13 protein-coding genes are annotated in these 14,399 nt (G+C 67.7%); 3 read left to right on the top strand and 10 right to left on the bottom strand.

Annotated features, from left to right (window positions below):
* Positions 1-441: 441 nt before the first annotated feature.
* On the bottom strand, positions 442-2,544 hold the full coding sequence (fxsT, locus tag Cs7R123_RS31495; RefSeq protein ID WP_212831915.1) for an FxSxx-COOH system tetratricopeptide repeat protein: 2,103 nt from the start codon (positions 2,542-2,544) through the stop codon (positions 442-444).
* A 487-nt stretch (positions 2,545-3,031) separates the two neighbouring features.
* Positions 3,032-3,898 (bottom strand): helix-turn-helix transcriptional regulator, encoded by an 867-nt coding sequence (locus Cs7R123_RS31490; RefSeq protein ID WP_212831914.1) that lies wholly within the window; start codon positions 3,896-3,898, stop codon positions 3,032-3,034.
* A gap of 101 nt (positions 3,899-3,999) precedes the next feature.
* Between Cs7R123_RS31490 and Cs7R123_RS31485 the strand changes: the two genes are divergently transcribed.
* Complete coding sequence (locus Cs7R123_RS31485) at positions 4,000-4,743, top strand: SDR family oxidoreductase (protein ID WP_212831913.1); 744 nt, start codon at positions 4,000-4,002, stop codon at positions 4,741-4,743.
* A 576-nt stretch (positions 4,744-5,319) separates the two neighbouring features.
* On the opposite strand, the gene Cs7R123_RS31480 is transcribed toward Cs7R123_RS31485, so the two are convergent.
* The 5 genes from Cs7R123_RS31480 to Cs7R123_RS31465 all read right to left on the bottom strand — a co-directional run bounded on the left by Cs7R123_RS31480 (position 5,320) and on the right by Cs7R123_RS31465 (position 9,650).
* Complete coding sequence (locus tag Cs7R123_RS31480; RefSeq protein WP_212831911.1) at positions 5,320-5,745, bottom strand: GIY-YIG nuclease family protein; 426 nt, start codon at positions 5,743-5,745, stop codon at positions 5,320-5,322.
* Between the two features lie 447 nt (positions 5,746-6,192).
* Entirely contained in the window at positions 6,193-6,324 is a 132-nt protein-coding gene (locus Cs7R123_RS40900; RefSeq protein ID WP_280517341.1) for a hypothetical protein, read from the bottom strand.
* Positions 6,325-6,334: 10 nt separating this feature from the next.
* Positions 6,335-7,528 (bottom strand): NAD(P)/FAD-dependent oxidoreductase, encoded by a 1,194-nt coding sequence (locus Cs7R123_RS31475; protein ID WP_212831910.1) that lies wholly within the window; start codon positions 7,526-7,528, stop codon positions 6,335-6,337.
* Positions 7,528-8,211, bottom strand: a complete 684-nt coding sequence (locus Cs7R123_RS31470; RefSeq protein ID WP_212831909.1) for a bifunctional 2-polyprenyl-6-hydroxyphenol methylase/3-demethylubiquinol 3-O-methyltransferase UbiG — start codon at positions 8,209-8,211, stop codon at positions 7,528-7,530. The genes Cs7R123_RS31475 and Cs7R123_RS31470 overlap by 1 nt, the downstream gene beginning before the upstream one ends.
* Positions 8,211-9,650, bottom strand: coding sequence for an MFS transporter (locus tag Cs7R123_RS31465; RefSeq protein ID WP_212831908.1), 1,440 nt, complete (start codon positions 9,648-9,650; stop codon positions 8,211-8,213). The genes Cs7R123_RS31470 and Cs7R123_RS31465 overlap by 1 nt, the downstream gene beginning before the upstream one ends.
* Positions 9,651-9,733: 83 nt before the next feature.
* Between Cs7R123_RS31465 and Cs7R123_RS31460 the strand changes: the two genes are divergently transcribed.
* Complete coding sequence (locus Cs7R123_RS31460) at positions 9,734-10,360, top strand: TetR/AcrR family transcriptional regulator (protein ID WP_212831907.1); 627 nt, start codon at positions 9,734-9,736, stop codon at positions 10,358-10,360.
* A gap of 261 nt (positions 10,361-10,621) precedes the next feature.
* Here Cs7R123_RS31460 and Cs7R123_RS31455 read toward each other — a convergent pair whose 3' ends face one another.
* Both Cs7R123_RS31455 and Cs7R123_RS31450 read right to left on the bottom strand, forming a co-directional pair.
* Positions 10,622-11,392: an MFS transporter gene (locus tag Cs7R123_RS31455; RefSeq protein WP_212831902.1), complete on the bottom strand. Its 771-nt coding sequence runs from the start codon at positions 11,390-11,392 to the stop codon at positions 10,622-10,624.
* 12 nt (positions 11,393-11,404) lie between these two features.
* On the bottom strand, positions 11,405-12,124 hold the full coding sequence (locus Cs7R123_RS31450; RefSeq protein ID WP_212831899.1) for an MFS transporter: 720 nt from the start codon (positions 12,122-12,124) through the stop codon (positions 11,405-11,407).
* Positions 12,125-12,288: 164 nt separating this feature from the next.
* Here Cs7R123_RS31450 and Cs7R123_RS31445 point away from each other — a divergent pair, with 164 nt between their 5' ends.
* A complete protein-coding gene (locus tag Cs7R123_RS31445) occupies positions 12,289-12,756 on the top strand; it encodes a MarR family winged helix-turn-helix transcriptional regulator (protein ID WP_212831897.1) in 468 nt (155 codons plus the stop codon).
* Positions 12,757-13,293: 537 nt separating this feature from the next.
* On the opposite strand, the gene Cs7R123_RS31440 is transcribed toward Cs7R123_RS31445, so the two are convergent.
* On the bottom strand, positions 13,294-14,025 hold the full coding sequence (locus tag Cs7R123_RS31440) for a hypothetical protein (protein ID WP_212831895.1): 732 nt from the start codon (positions 14,023-14,025) through the stop codon (positions 13,294-13,296).
* Positions 14,026-14,399 lie beyond the last annotated feature (374 nt).

The raw sequence follows: 14,399 nt of genomic DNA, 5'->3' as shown, positions 1-14,399 counted from the left end.
GCCGACTCACCGCTGGGTGTCGGCGAGCAGTCCCAGGCAGCCCACGCGAATCGCGAGTGCTCGGGCGAGCGACGGAGCCGACGTCCACGGCGACTACGCGTACTTGCGGCATCGTCATGGGAACATGATGACCCAACGACCCCGCGCAACAGCCAGCTGGGGCAGTGAGCGCACCATCGCCGTCACCACCCCGGCCGGCGTGATCATCACAACTGCAGCTCACCGGTCATCGTGATCATGTACTTGGGGTTCATGTAGCCCCGGAGACTCCAGACTTCGGTTCGACGATGTTTGTCCTGATGGCGGGCCGTCTCAAGACTGCGTCTGGGAGTGCGTTTCGGACGGCACTTCCAAAGTGCGAGTGCCAGTTGACTGGGCATGGGGTGCGCAGGGTTGGCAGGGCTTGACCAGCCCGGTCTCTGAAATGATCGGCAGATTCGGCTACTCCTGGCCGTCTGCAGTCGATAGGTTCAGGCGGGGCTGGATGTCGGCTGCGCGGCGGGCGAAGGGCTCAGCCTCACTGGGACGGCCCAGGGCTTCCAACACACGAGCAATGCCGTTTAGCCGGATGGCGACATCGGGGTGGTTGGGGCCGTAGGCGGCCTCGTCGATAGAGAGGGCTCGGCGTGCGAAGGGCTCAGCGTCACTGGGACGCTCCAGGTCGAGTAATACTTGAGCGAGGTTGTGCAATCGGATGGCTACGGTGGGGTGGTCGGGGCCGTGGACAGCCTCACTAATCGCCAGAGCACGGCGGGCGAGAGGCTCTGCTTCGCCTGGCCGCTCTAAATCCCGAAGCACTCGGGCGAGGTTGTGCAGTCGGATGGCGACGCTGGAATGATCAGGGCCGTTGACGGACTCGTTTATAGCCAGAGCTCGACGAAGGAGCGGTTCAGCTTCATCGGACTGCCCCAGGTCCTGCAGCGCCATAGCCACGCTGTTCAGACGGATGGCGACGCTGGGATGATCGGGGCCGTGGATAGCCTCATTAATGGCCAGAGCGCGATGGGCGAGGGGCACTGCTTCACCTGGCCGCTTTAGGTCCCGCATTGCTTTGGCGAGATTATTCAGCCGAATCGCAACCCTTGGATGATCGGGGCCGTGGGTGGCCTCGGTGAGGGACAGGGCTCGACGCAGGAGCGGTTCGGCATCGCTGTACTGACCTTGAGTTTGGAGGAACGCGCCCGCGCCCGCCAGCATTCTGTCCATGCGGTCGGGGTCGATCGTGGTGGCCTCGGGGTAGCTGGTAGCAGTCAGGACGTGTGGGAGAAGTTCGCGCCAGCTGGGCCAGTTCCGCGGTCGGCCATATACCTTCTCTGGCGCAGCAGTGTCGAGCAGCGCGACTGCTTCCGTTAGTGCGGCAGGTGTTGTAGCGCGAACGCTGGCCTGCAGTAGCCGGTGGACGGCGATGTTGGTGCCGTCACGGCGGATAAGACTGAACGCGACTAGGATGCCAACCGCGTCGGCGAACGCCACCGGGTCTGCAGCTGCTTCGCTCAGGGGTGAGGGCAGTTCGTTCGGGTGGTTCGTGAACAGATCCAGCGGGATGGCGTCCGGGTCCAGCCATGCGCACACCTCGAGCAACTGCACCGCCGCAGGGGTGCCGGCGCGCAACCGTTCGAGGGTCACCTGCCATAGTGTCGCAATGGTCGTGCCGTCGCGGTCGACGACGTAGCCACGTCCGACCATGTCTCCCAGCCGCGATTCCAACAACCGCACGTACTCGGTGACCGGAATCCCCGTCTGGCGGATGTAGGAGGCAGCTTGTACCAGGGCCAGCGGCAGGTCTCCGACAAGATCAGCCAGCCGATCAGCTACGGTTGCGCTCAGCTCGGGAAGCCGGTCCTCGAGCAGTCGTACCGACTCCGTCCGGCGCAAGACGTCCATGCTGAGGACCTGCCCGAACGCCTCGGCCCCGGTCCGACGGGTGGTGATCAGTACCCATCCGTCGCCTCGGGTAGGGATTGCGTCCCGGAGCACGGCAAAGTCTTCGACGTTGTCAAACACGAGCAGCCATCCCGATCTGCGGCCGAGCTCCGCGCGCACCGCTGCGAGGGGGTCGTCGCCGGCGTCCACGCCGAGCGCGGTCGCGAAGGCGGCCATCTGAGCGGGGATCGTGGCGGCTTCCTCTGCACGCACCCACCACGCTGTGTCAAGAGTGTCCTGGTGACGGTAGGCGAACTCAAGGGCGAGGTGCGTCTTTCCGACCCCGCCTAGTCCATGGAGCGCTGACACCGATACCACGCGATCGGCCGACAGCGCAACGGCCAGGGCTCGCAGTTCGGTCTCTCTACCGGTGAAATGCGGATTTCGAGGCGGCGTGCTCCACACCTGGATGGGTCGGTCGTTTAGCGGACTTGCGACCGGCGCAGCAGAAGCCGGACTCGTGTCAGGTGCTAGTACCGCTGTTGGGGCACTGGTGCGTATCGTTGCTAACGTCGCGATTAACGCGGCCACGCCTGTGATCGACTGCACGACGTTCTGCGTCCGATCATCCGCACCAACCAAAAACAACAGCACCGCCACTACGGCCAGGATCGCCACCACGATCAGCAGTATCGGTATCCACACGGGTCGACGACCCAACCACGACATGCGTCAAAGTCTGACAACCTGCTGCCACCTCCGCCCAGGGGCCAACCAGACCCCGGTACATAGCCGGACGGCGATACAGGGCCGCATTGTCGGCGACCGCTAACGCGGCCGGCGAAGCGGCCGCTCACACCCGCTTACGGTACCGAGCGCCGACCCCTGCGAGACCCACGCGAGGCAACCTCGAAAAGTCGTAGAGCAGCAGGGAACCTGGTCGTGTCAGCCGCCCTCGCTCTGGCCGTCAGAGCTATTCTGCGGTCGTGAGTGTTCAAGATCGACGATACCGCGCCAAAGTTTGCGTGGGGGTGACCATTTCGCCTGGTCATAGTAGGTACAAGTGGCCTTCTGTAAATCCGTCGCGAAAGCTACAGCTCGCCGTCGCGACGAGAGCGTCATCGGAGGCATCGGACAAGCGGCGTCACGTCCCTGGTCGTCGGCCGGTTTACCTACCTGCGGCCAGGGGACGGCTGCTGGCGCCCGTCGGTGGCAGCGCGGCCAGCCGCCGGAACGCCGCCTCGGTCGGCGAGCCGGGAGCGGCGCAGTAGACGATTATCGTCTGGTCGGTGTCGGTGACCCGCAGCTGCTGGCACTCGAACTCCAGCGCCCCGGCGGCTGGGTGGTCGATGCGCTTAACCATGCCGCGGCGGACGGCGACCTCCCGCTCCTCCCACAGCTGCGCGAACCGGGCCGACGTCCCCAGCAGCTCCGTCACGAGCGATTCCACGCCCGGGTCGTTGGGGTATTGGGCGTAGGCGGCGCGCAGATCGGCGACGGTGGCCCGGGTGAAATTGAGTGCGCCCTCGTTGGACCAGATGTGTTCCTCCGCGACCCGGCTGAACGACCAGCGGATCATGTTGCGCTCGGGCAGCGGATACGCCGACAGGTCGCCGATGAAGTGCGTGGCCATCGGGTTCCAGGCCAGCACGTCATACCGAGCGTTGACCACGTACGCCGGGGTCTCCCGGAGGCTGTCGAGCAGGTAGCGCACTGCGGGCAGCAGCCCGGTGCTGGGCCCGATCGCCGCGGGCGGGTTCTCTCCGACGATGCGGAACAGGTATGTCCGCTCGTCGCCGGTGAGCATCAGCGCCCTGGCCAGGCCGGCGAGCACCTGCCGGGACGGGCGCGGGCTGCGGGCCTGTTCCAGACGTACGTAGTACTCCACCGAGATGCCGGCGAGGTGGGCGACTTCCTGGCGGCGCAGGCCCGGGGTGCGCCGGTGGGTGAGGTCGCCGCCGGGCAGGCCGACGTCGGAGGGGCGCAGCCGGGCGCGGCGGGTGCGCAGGAAGGCGGCGAGTTCGGTGCGGTCCACGTCCCCATCGTGCCCCTCGGCGCATGCCCGGTGGGTGGTACAGGTGGTACCAGCCTTGGTCGTGCCTGGTCCGGGCCCGGCTGCGGGGTAATGATCGGAGCATGACGACTGCGTTGGTGACCGGTGCGAACAAGGGCATCGGGTATGAGACGGCACGGCTGCTGGGCGAGCGGGGTTTCACGGTGCTGGTGTGCGCCCGAGACGAGGCGGCGGGTGGCGCGGCGGCACAGCGGCTGCGCGACGGCGGGGCCGCCGCGGTGTTCGTGCAGCTGGACGTGACTGATCCGGAGTCTGTGGCGCGGGCGACGAAACGGGTCGAGGACGAGTACGGCAGCCTGGACGTGCTGGTCAACAACGCCGGTATCGCCAAGGGGGAGTGGATCGCTTCGGCGTCGACTGTGGCGTCGATGCGGGAGGTGTACGAGACGAACGTGGTCGGCATCGTGGCGCTGACCAACGCCCTGCTGCCGCTGCTGCGCCGGGCTCCGGCGGCGCGGATCGTGAACGTATCCAGCGAGGTCGGGTCGGTGGCGACCCAGCTGCGGCGGGAGGGGCCGCTGTGGCGCATGACGGGGCTGGCGTACCCGGCGTCGAAGGCGGCGCTGAACATGGTGACGGTGATGTACGCCAAGGAGCTGTGGGACACGCCGATCAAGGTGAACGCGGCCAACCCCGGCTACTGCGCAACGGATCTCAACGGCAACAGCGGCTACCGTACGCCGGAGCAGGGTGCGCTGGTCAGCGTGCATCTGGCGACGCTGGGGGAGGATGGGCCGACGGGTGTGCTGTGGGGCGATCTGAGCATGTCCCACGGCGACACCGAGGACGGTGTGCTGCCCTGGTGACCTGTCACGGCTGAACGCGGACGGGCGCCCCGGGGTGAGCGGTCACCGGCCGGGGTGCCCGCCCGCGCTCGGCGCCACCCCTCAGTCCGGTGAGACTCACGCAGTACACGCGTCGGTCCGGCGGTCACGGGACGGCCCGCAGCCGATCCGCCGTCCGTCCGATCGGGCTGCGGCTGCCGGTCAGCCGGCACCGCCGTAAGTCGCGCACGCTGCGCAGCGCGGTGCACCCCCAGCAGCCCCAGTCCGGCCCCGCCGATGATGAGCAACACCCGGCGCAGACCCGTGTCCGGGCTGACCGCTGTCTGCGCTGAACCAGCCGAGCGGGTCGACCGCGACGACGATCCGGTTACCGACCTGCAGCCGGGGAACGGGACCGTGATGGCGTCGTGCGTCCGTGTCATGAGCTGGATCAGTCCGATGTTGACGTCCAGCTCGCCTTCCCACACACTCGGGGCCAGCTGCGGCAGCAGCTTCTCCAACTCGACAGCACACGTGACCCTGCCTGCAATCAGGCCGCTGTCCGTTCTTGACGCGTGTTCCGGCGATCACCGCCTGCGAACTATGGGCGAGTTGCGCTCATAGGTATCGCCTCTCCCAGCATTGCTCTCTGCACAAGGTGCTGACATAGTCGCTCAGCTCGTCAGTCCAGCGGAACCACTCGCGGGCCACACGAAGGTGAAGGAAACGATGCTGTAGCTCAGCTTCGAGGGCACGACGCCGACCGTTGTCGGGTTCGTAGATAACGTGCTCTAAGTCCAGTTCAGCCGAGTTTCCGGTCCGGAGGTTAGCGAGTCTGAGACGCGGGTCGTCGCTTTTACCGATCTTGACCCGATCGGGTTCCCTGCCGTGGCCCCAGTCGCGGTACTCAACGATGAAGTAGACCCCAGGAATGTTGTGGGGGTCGTCGGGCGGATAGTCGGCGTCAGTCATGACGTCCTTGGCGGAACCGCGGTAATCGCGGAGCAGTTGGGCAATCCTCCTGCTCGCAGCCTTCCTGCTCATCACGGCTCCGCCCTCCAGGCATAGGTTCCGACCGGAACGGCGCCGAAACGGAAGTTAAGAACTTGGGGAACACCGACGGCCTCAAGGCCGAATGCCGACGCACCTGCCGGAGGGACAGCCAGCGGAACGGGAATGGTCATAACCAACCGTTCTACTCCACGCTCGCCACGTCGGGGATCATGCAGGCGGGAAGTCCTCACACGCCGCTGCCGGAACGGCAAGCCGGTTGCGGCAAGATGCGAGATCTCGAGCAAGGTTAGCCGGAGCGGCGTTACGACATTTCGTCGCCGCCCGGCATGACGATCACGGGAGTAGCAGATCACCGACCATCGTGATCATGTACTTGGGGTTCATGTGGCCCCTCGGACACGCTAAACTCCGCGAGGCATTCGTCTTAGACGATGCCTCGCTTTGTTTTCTGCTGCTGGCTACGTTGGCGCGGAATCCTCACCTCTGCGGCGCGGGCGACAGCATCATGCACGCGGTCTGGCCGAAGTCGGCCAGTGACCGGGTGTAGACGGCGGCGGCGCGTCCGGTGGAGGTCTTGCGCGCGACGGGTACGACGTGGCGGATGGTCACAGGGAACTCCTCAAGATTGATGCTGGGAATCGGGTGCGGGCGACATTCGGCGGCGGCTGGTCGAGTGGGGTGGTGGGCCGGCGGAACGGCACCGGCTCGTGGCGATGCCATCGGCGATGAGCCCGGCTTCGCGCCCGTGCCGGCGCAGGTTGCCCTCGATCGCGGGCCAGAATCCGGTGAGCCACAGGCCAGGCAGCGCCTGGCGGCCCTTGCCGGTGCGTGGCCGCTGGTGCTGGTCGAGGACGTCCAAGGGGCCGAGGAGGTCGGCGAGGCCGGAACGGTAGCCGGTGGCGGCGACGATGACGTCGGGCTCGACGCGTGTGCCGTCGCACAGGACGGCCTCGTTCGCGGTGAGACGGGTGACGTCGGCGACGACGCGCAGCTTTCCGGCGGCGAGGTGATCGACGAATCCCTGGTCGATCGCGGCGGTCACCCCGCTGGTGCGCATCCGCCGGAACGGGCCATCCGTGGCCGTGGGCAGGCCATAACGGCTCAGATCACCAAACGCATGCCGGGAGATCGCCTGGGCCAGGCGGTCGCGCAGCCCTTCAGGAAGGTAGCGCAGCGCGACGGTGACAGGGTGCAGCGGGATGCCCCACAGCTGGCGCGGCAGGATGTTGGGCGGGCGGCGCACGGACATCCACAGCTCGGCGACGGCATGGTCGACGAGGTGCCCGGCGATCTCGACGGCGGAGTTGCCCGCGCCGATCAGCAGGACCCGCTGCCCGGCGAGGTCGGCTGCACGCCGCAGTTGGGCCACGTGCATGACCGGTCGGCCGAACGCGGCGAGACCGGGCAGCTGGGGTTGCCAGGGAACCCGGTCGTTGCCGGTGGCGACGACGACATGCGCCGCCTCGTACACTCCAGCGTCCGTGCCGACCTGCCAGCCGCGGGCGGTCGGGGTGAGGCGCTGGGCGCATACGCCGAAGCGGATGTCGAGGGCCTGCTCCAGTGCGTACCGCTCCAGGTAGGCGATGTAGTCGTCGCGGCTCACCCAGCGGCCCGCCTGCCGGGGAATGGCCGAGCCAGGCAGGCCCGACAGCCACCGTATGGTGTTGAGCCGCAGGTCCTCGTGGCGCTGCCGCCATGAAGTCGCGACCTGGTCGCCCTGCTCGAGAACGACGCTCCTCACGCCGCGTTCCAGCAGGGCGGCCGCTGCGGCCAGTCCGGCCGAGCCGGCGCCGATGATCACAGCCGTCGGCATCATGACGCCCGGCGGCCGACGTAGCGGATCCCGGTGGCCCGAACCGAGCCCTCTTCGATCGCGGCCTGCTCGTCAGCGCTCGTGGCGTCGAGGCCGGCAGCGAAGTACGGCGTGTAGGTGAGCTGGTCTGTCGTGAACGTCGAGTTCAGAACTCCGGTGATGGCGTCGCCGGTATGCAGGCCCTCCTCGGCCGCGAAGCCGCGTAGATAGGTGTCCCAGCTGATTCCGGCTGCCTGCCACCGGTCGTGGTGGCGCTGCAGCCATCCTGGCTCCATCGGCTCGGACGGCAGGTGGGTGAAGCACCATCGGGCAGTCGGTTCGTCGAACCGCTCCCATGCCCATTCGACGACGATCAGCGTCCCGCCGGGACGCAGCGCAGCGTGGATCCGGTCGACGATGGTGTCGATGCGGTCCACGTGGTGCAGCGACGTGCATGCGACGATCACATCGAACGGGCCGTCGACGGCGTGGTCTTCGAAACGCTCGCGGTGGTAACCGGGCGCATGCGGTGCGTGCGGATCGACGCCGACCGCCGCATAGCCTGCGGCGTGCAGCGCGGGAACGAAACCGCCGAGCGGCCCGCAGCCGACCTCGAGCACCCGGGCGGGTGCCGTCGGCAGCTGGTCGCGGACGAACGGCCAGGTCTCAGCAAGCCATCGCTCGTCGCCAGTGGCAAGGGTCATCAGTGGTGTCCTTTCGCTACGGCCGGCGTCACGGCGGCCTTGGATGGATCGGGGCGCAGAAGGATGAGGGTGAGCAGCAGGCCGAGCAGGGCGAGTGCCGCGCACGCGGCGAACCCGGCCCGCAATCCGGCCAGGTACGCGGGGCTCGTGGCGGTCGTCTCGTCACCAGTCACCGCGGCGGCCAGTACGAGGACTGCGGTGACCCCGAGCCCGGAGCCGATGCGCTGGGCGGTGCTGACGACTCCCGCCGTCACGCCCGCGTCGGCGGAGGCGACCGCCGTGACCGCCGGGGCGGTGACGCCGACAAACGCTGCCGGAAGGCCGACGCCCAGCAGGAGCGCCGCAGGCAGGACATCCGACAGGTAGTCCACTCTGGGGGGCAGCATGGCGAACCAGGCCAGTCCGGCCGCTTGCAGGGCGAGGCCGATGGCCAGCACCTGGCGGGCACCCAGCCGTTCGAGCAGCCCGGGGATGACCGTCCGCGACGTGACCAGGGCAGCGGCCGCGACAGGCAAGACGGCCAGGCCCGAGCGGTTCGGGCCGTAGTGCTGCGTCTGCTGCAGGTACAGCGCCAGCAGCGCGAATGCCGGGACGTGCGCCGCACCGACCAGCGCGTTGACCAGCGTCGACCCGGTGACCTCGCGTACGCCGAACAGCCGCAACGGCACCAGCGGCTCCTGGGTACGCGACTCGATGACCGCGAAAACCACGAGCAGCACCACGGCGACGGCCGACAGCCCCGCGGCGACTACGCGCGTACCGGGGTCGGCCAGCGCACCGACGGCGTAGCCGAGTGTCAGCAGTCCTGCGGTACCGACGACGGCGCCAGGAAGGTCGAGCCGGGCGGTCGCGCCCCGAGTCCGGACCGGATCGGCCGCGAGAAGGCGCGGGCTCACGATGAGGACGACCGCGCCGATCGGCACGTTGATCAGGAAGATCGCGGGCCAGCCCAGGGTCTGCGTGAGCAGCCCGCCGGCGGAGGTGCCGATCGCCGCACCGGCAGCCCCCATCGCGCTCCACACCCCGAACGCGCGGCGGCGCGCGTCCGGCTCGGTGAAAGTCTGTGTGAGCAGAGAGAGTTGCGCGGGGATGAGCACCGCGCCGCCGATGCCCTGCAGTGCGCGGGCGGCGATCAAGTGCCAGGGTGCCACGGCCAGTCCGGCAGCAGCCGAGGCTAGCGTGAACAGGGCCAGTCCGATCTGGAACATACGCCGGGCGCCGAAGTGATCGGCTGCCCGGCCACCGACCAGCATGCACCCGCCAAAGGCCAGCAGGTACGCGTTGGTGACCCAGCTCAGACCCGCCTCACGCAGGTGCAGGCCGGCGCCGATCTGCGGCAGAGCGATGTTGACCACCGAGGTGTCCAGAAAGACGAGCAGCTCGACGGCGGTGATCAGTGCCAAGGCCCCGCCGCGACCCATGAATGAGCGTGCACGCATCAGATCTCCAATTATCACTAGAGTTAGACTCCAGTGAGAATTGCGCTAGAGTGAAGCTCTAGTCAACGTGAGGAGAGTCACCCGTGAGCGGCAGCCTGAAGACCGGAGTGCGCGCGGCGAAGGCCGCCGCCACCCGCGAGCGCATGCTGAAGGCGGCCCGCAAGCTGTTCACTGAAGGCGGCTACACGGCCACGACGATGCAGGCGATCGCCGCCGAAGCCGGCGTCGCCGTGCAGACGCTCTACTTCACCTTCGACACCAAACGCGCGATCCTCAAAGAACTCCTCGACGTCGAGATCGCCGGCGACACCCTGCCGATCGCGTCCCTCGAGCGGCCCTGGGCCGATGAAGCCCTAGCCGCCCCACCCGCCGAGATGCTGCGCCTACTCGCGGTGAAGACCGCCGAGGTCCATTCCCGAGTCGCGGCGGTACTGGAAGTCGTACGGTCCGCCGCCGCCACCGACCCGGAGATCGCCGAAATCTGGCGCACCAACATCACCCAGCGCCACACCGTCGTAGCCGTGTTCACGGGCCGGCTCGCCGCTGAAGGCAGCCTTCGTCCCGGCGTCAGCCCACTGCGCGCCGCCGACACCGCGCTCGCGATCATGACGCCGGAGACCTATCTGCTCCTCACGCGCGACCGCGGCTGGAGCAACGAGGAATGGTCCGAGTGGGCCGCCGACACCCTCGCGCGCCTGCTACTCCCATAGCTCACTAGAGGCTGTTTCCAGCAAGGCGTCGTCGAACGCCGCAGGCGTTGGCATCCGCAGGCACGGGCCCCGCGTGCCGGCGATCCTCTTGCCGAACTCCGCCGAGACGTTCAGCTCCGGCCGCTTCCGAGGGCTCAGCGGCTCGGCCTGGGTCCCGAGCGGCCGGACCATCTGCGCGGTCGTCCGCTCCCGGTGCGCCGGGGCGAAGGCCGAGGTGAGCCACTGGTCGACGTGTTCGATCAGGAGGTCCCCGGCCGGGGCTCACACAGTGAGGTGCTGCTTGGTGCCGGAGCTGTCGGCAGCTGCGTCGAGGGTGATGCCGTGGTGCAATTCTTCGGGGCGGCCCTTCTCGGGCAGCAGGAAGGTGATCGCGAGGAAGACCACCAGCAGGCATGCGTGGACGATGAGGGCGCGGTGGAAGCCGCTGGTGAAGTCGCCGGTCTTGGCCTGGGCGAAGAAGACCGAGCCGAAGACCGCGACGCCGATGGAACCGCCGACCGCCTGGACCGCCGACAGGACACCGGAGGCGGATCCGATCTCGTCGTCGTCGACCGCGGCCAGGATGAAGCTGAACAGGGCGGCGATCACCATACCGGCGCCGACGCCCGCCACTGCCACGCCGAGGGCGATGTCCCAGATCGAGAACGAGGCGGCGTCGAGGCCGTCGAGCTCGGACCACAGTACGGCCGCACCGGCCAGCTGGACCAGCGGCCCGATCTGCAGCACCTTGCGTCCGATCTTGTCGGCGAGGAACGCGCCGCTGACCGCGCCGCCGATCGCGGTTCCTACCGCGAGGGGCAGGTTGCCGAGTCCCGCCTCACCGGCGGTGAAGTGCTGGCCGATCTGGAGGAACAGGGTCAGCACGAGTTGGGTGCCGATGAGCCCGCTGAAGAACAGGGCGATGCCGCCGAGCCCGACGGTGAAAGCTGGCTTGCGCAGCAGGGCCGGGGTCACCAGCGGCTCGCGGCCCGCGGCGGCTGTACGGCGCTGCTGGAGGGCGAAGAGGGCGAAACCGATCATGGAGGTGGCCATGGACAGCCACGTTCACAGCGGCCAGCCGTCCTCCTGCCCCTGGTTCAGCGGTAGCACCAGCAGAGCGCAGGAGATCACGACCAGCGCGGCACCGGCCATGTCGACCTGCACCGTGCGGTCGCCCACCTTCCTGGGCACGAACTTCGCGGCGACGATCAGTGCCGCGATGCCGATGGGCAGGTTGACCAGGAACACCGACCGCCAGCCCAGGTCGAAGAAGTCGCCCTCGATGAGGAAGCCGCCCAGGACCGGGCCGATGATGCCGCCCAGACCGAGGACGGGGCCGAAGATCGCGAAGACCTTGGTGAGTTCGGGGCCGGAGAAGTTCTCCCGCAGCAGGCCCAGGCCCTGGGGCAGCAGCATCGCAGCGGTGACGCCCTGTAGCAGGCGGAAGGCGATCAGCGACCCGATGTTCGGCGCGGCCGCGCACAGTAGCGAGGTCGCGGTGAAGGCTGCCAGTCCCACCAGGAACATCCGGCGTCGGCCGTAGCGGTCGCCGAGCCGGCCGCCGAGCACGAGCCCGGCGCCCAGGGTGAGGGCGTAGCCGCCGATCACCCATTGCAGGCCGACGGACCCGGCACCGAGGGACTTCTCCAGGTCCGGTCCGGCGACGTTGACGATCGATGCGTCTAAGAGATCCATGATCTCCGCGACGATCATCACCGCCAGGATCAGCCATCGCCACTGGTAGGGCTCGGTCGCCTGGTCAGGGGTGGGGGCCGGGTCACGCACGCTAGATACCTCCATGATGAAGTAATTCCATGGTGAAGGTAATCTGGCGGCGGTAGGTTGTCAAAGCCGGATGATCGCGTGGACCGCCTGGCGGAGAGAAGGGTGGAGGGGTCGGCATGGAAGAAGCCGTGCATGGCGGTGTCGCGGGGCAGCGGGAGCGGCTGATGGAGTCGCTGAGGAGCTACGGCGGCCACTACGCCGAGCTCAGCCGGCGCTTCGCCGCCTGGCTGGGCCTGCACTCCACCGACGCGACCGCGGTCCTGGAGATCGCCGCCGCCGAGGAGCGCGGCGCCCCCCTGTCGCCGGCGCGGCTGAGCGAGCGGATCTCCCTGTCCACGGGCGCCACCACCGCGCTGCTCAACCGCCTCGAAGCGGCGGGGCACATCATGAGGGCCCGCGAGCACTCCGACCGGCGTATCGTCACGCTGCGCAGCGGCGGTCACATCCAGGAACGGGCGGACGAGTTCTTCGGCCCGCTCGCCCACCGTCTCGACGCCGCGATGTCGCACTACCCGCCCCGGTTCCTGGAACAGGTCGAAGCGTTCATGGCCGACCTGAACACCACCATGGACAGCCACCTCGCGGAACAAGACGCGGTGACACCGCGCTCCCGCCGCACCCCCGATGCGTAAACTCCCTGATCGCATTACGGGTTCGTGCGGCGCTCCAGGCCCACCACGCTGGCTTGAAGCGCCGCACGGCCGCTAGATCAACAGCATCGGCGTGGACGACGTTGGACCTGGTTGGGTTTTGGATCGTGTGGCTTCACTGCAACCAGCCTTCGGCGTCGACCTCGTGCGTCTGGTGGTCAACGCGCCGCTGGCTGTCTGGAGAGCAGGTCCGCGCGGATCCGGTCAACATGCTGGGCGATCTCACGATTGCGAGCGGTACGGCGACAGCCGATGCGCCATCTCCTCCAGTTGTCGGACGATCAGCTGTGAGCCAAGGGAGCGGGCTGTGGTCGCGACCTCAGCAGCCGAGCGCCCGCCTCGTCGAGCTCGCCTTGTGATCAGCGAGGCGCTGAGGTAGCCGACCTCGCTGACCCCGGCGTTCAAGGTCTCGACCGCCGCCACCGGTAGCACGAGGAGCCCGAAGCGCTGGTCGAGCTGGGACCGTGACTGCGCGGCCCGGAACCTGAGGAACCGACTTCGTCGGTAAGCGGGCTCACCTCACGCAACGCCCCTGGCACGGACGAAGAGCAGCGGCGGTTGGCCCTCGACGTCGTGGAGAGTGAACTCGACATCGACCCACCCGGCGTCGTGCAGCGCGGACCCGAGGAAGGCCTCGCTGTGCGTGAACTCGTGGAGGTGCGCCTGATGGACCTCACCGTCGGCGAGCAGGAGGAACGCGTGCACCACCTGCCGGTCGTCGAATCTGTACTGTTCCCAGCAGGGAAAGCCCCGAATCGTCGACAGATCGTGCCATCGTTCCCCTCTGCGGGCACGGACCCCCTGGAAGTAGTCGCTCGCCAGGAGATCGAACCGCAGCTCGCCGTCGGGCAGGGAATTCCGAGCCGCGTTCCGGAAGAATTCTTCAAGCGAGCGCGCGGAGAAGTTGCTCAGGGTCTCTCCGCCGACGACCGACACGGACACCTTTTCCGGAAGTTCGACATGACACATGTCTGCCGCGATGAACTTCGTCGTCAACGCCAGGTGCTCGATCGACTCGATGGTGGCCGTCGACAGCTCCACCGCGTACGTCGGTTGTACCCACCGGGTCAGCCGGCCGTCTCCCGCACCGTATTCGACGCTTGGAGTGCCGGGTGCCACGCCGAAGAACTGCTGCTCCATCGCGTAGGTCGGGTGCTCACGGCGGGGCAGCCTGGCGAACAGGTCATACAGATCGGTCGTGCACTCTCGCGGGTCGCAGGTGAGGTTGTCGTCGGAGGAGTATCCAGTCATTTTCTATTTTCTCCGGATGGTCAGAGCGAATGCGAACCGAAGCATCGATGTCCTGCTCACGAGGAGCGACCCCGCTTGCCGGAGGGACGTTCCGTGAGGCGACTATGCGGGAAGGAATCGTCGACTCCGTGATAGACGGAACCCAGCCTGTCTCGTCATCGCATGCGCTGGCTACACGCGACATGAAGGTTGAGTTCGCGTAAAGGCTTCTTGGCGGCCGTCTCTAGACGGGGCCGCACGACGGGAGGCTCCACCGCAAGTAGCTCTGATCGGTTGGAAGACCTCTCAGAAGGACGGCTGCGCCCCCGCTCAGCGCCGACATTTCGTGCATGAGGCCGAGCGTATCAATGTGATCCGTCGATGTCGAGAAGGAA

It is taken from the genome of Catellatospora sp. TT07R-123 (genome assembly GCF_018327705.1).
In the GTDB taxonomy this organism is placed as follows: domain Bacteria; phylum Actinomycetota; class Actinomycetes; order Mycobacteriales; family Micromonosporaceae; genus Catellatospora.
Note: the sequence above shows the minus strand (reverse complement) of the source record. Positions and strands in the feature narration are given on the sequence as shown.

What these genes read in the sequence shown, in the direction of transcription:
- Cs7R123_RS31485 (WP_212831913.1), top strand. Translation starts at nt 4,000, where the DNA reads ATGACGACTGCGTTGGTGACCGGTGCGAACAAGGGCATCGGGTATGAG.
- Cs7R123_RS31480 (WP_212831911.1), bottom strand. Translation starts at nt 5,745, where the DNA reads ATGAGCAGGAAGGCTGCGAGCAGGAGGATTGCCCAACTGCTCCGCGAT.
- Cs7R123_RS31475 (WP_212831910.1), bottom strand. Translation starts at nt 7,528, where the DNA reads ATGCCGACGGCTGTGATCATCGGCGCCGGCTCGGCCGGACTGGCCGCA.
- Cs7R123_RS31470 (WP_212831909.1), bottom strand. Translation starts at nt 8,211, where the DNA reads ATGACCCTTGCCACTGGCGACGAGCGATGGCTTGCTGAGACCTGGCCG.
- Cs7R123_RS31465 (WP_212831908.1), bottom strand. Translation starts at nt 9,650, where the DNA reads ATGCGTGCACGCTCATTCATGGGTCGCGGCGGGGCCTTGGCACTGATC.
- Cs7R123_RS31455 (WP_212831902.1), bottom strand. Translation starts at nt 11,392, where the DNA reads ATGGCCACCTCCATGATCGGTTTCGCCCTCTTCGCCCTCCAGCAGCGC.
- Cs7R123_RS31445 (WP_212831897.1), top strand. Translation starts at nt 12,289, where the DNA reads ATGGAGTCGCTGAGGAGCTACGGCGGCCACTACGCCGAGCTCAGCCGG.
- Cs7R123_RS31440 (WP_212831895.1), bottom strand. Translation starts at nt 14,025, where the DNA reads ATGACTGGATACTCCTCCGACGACAACCTCACCTGCGACCCGCGAGAG.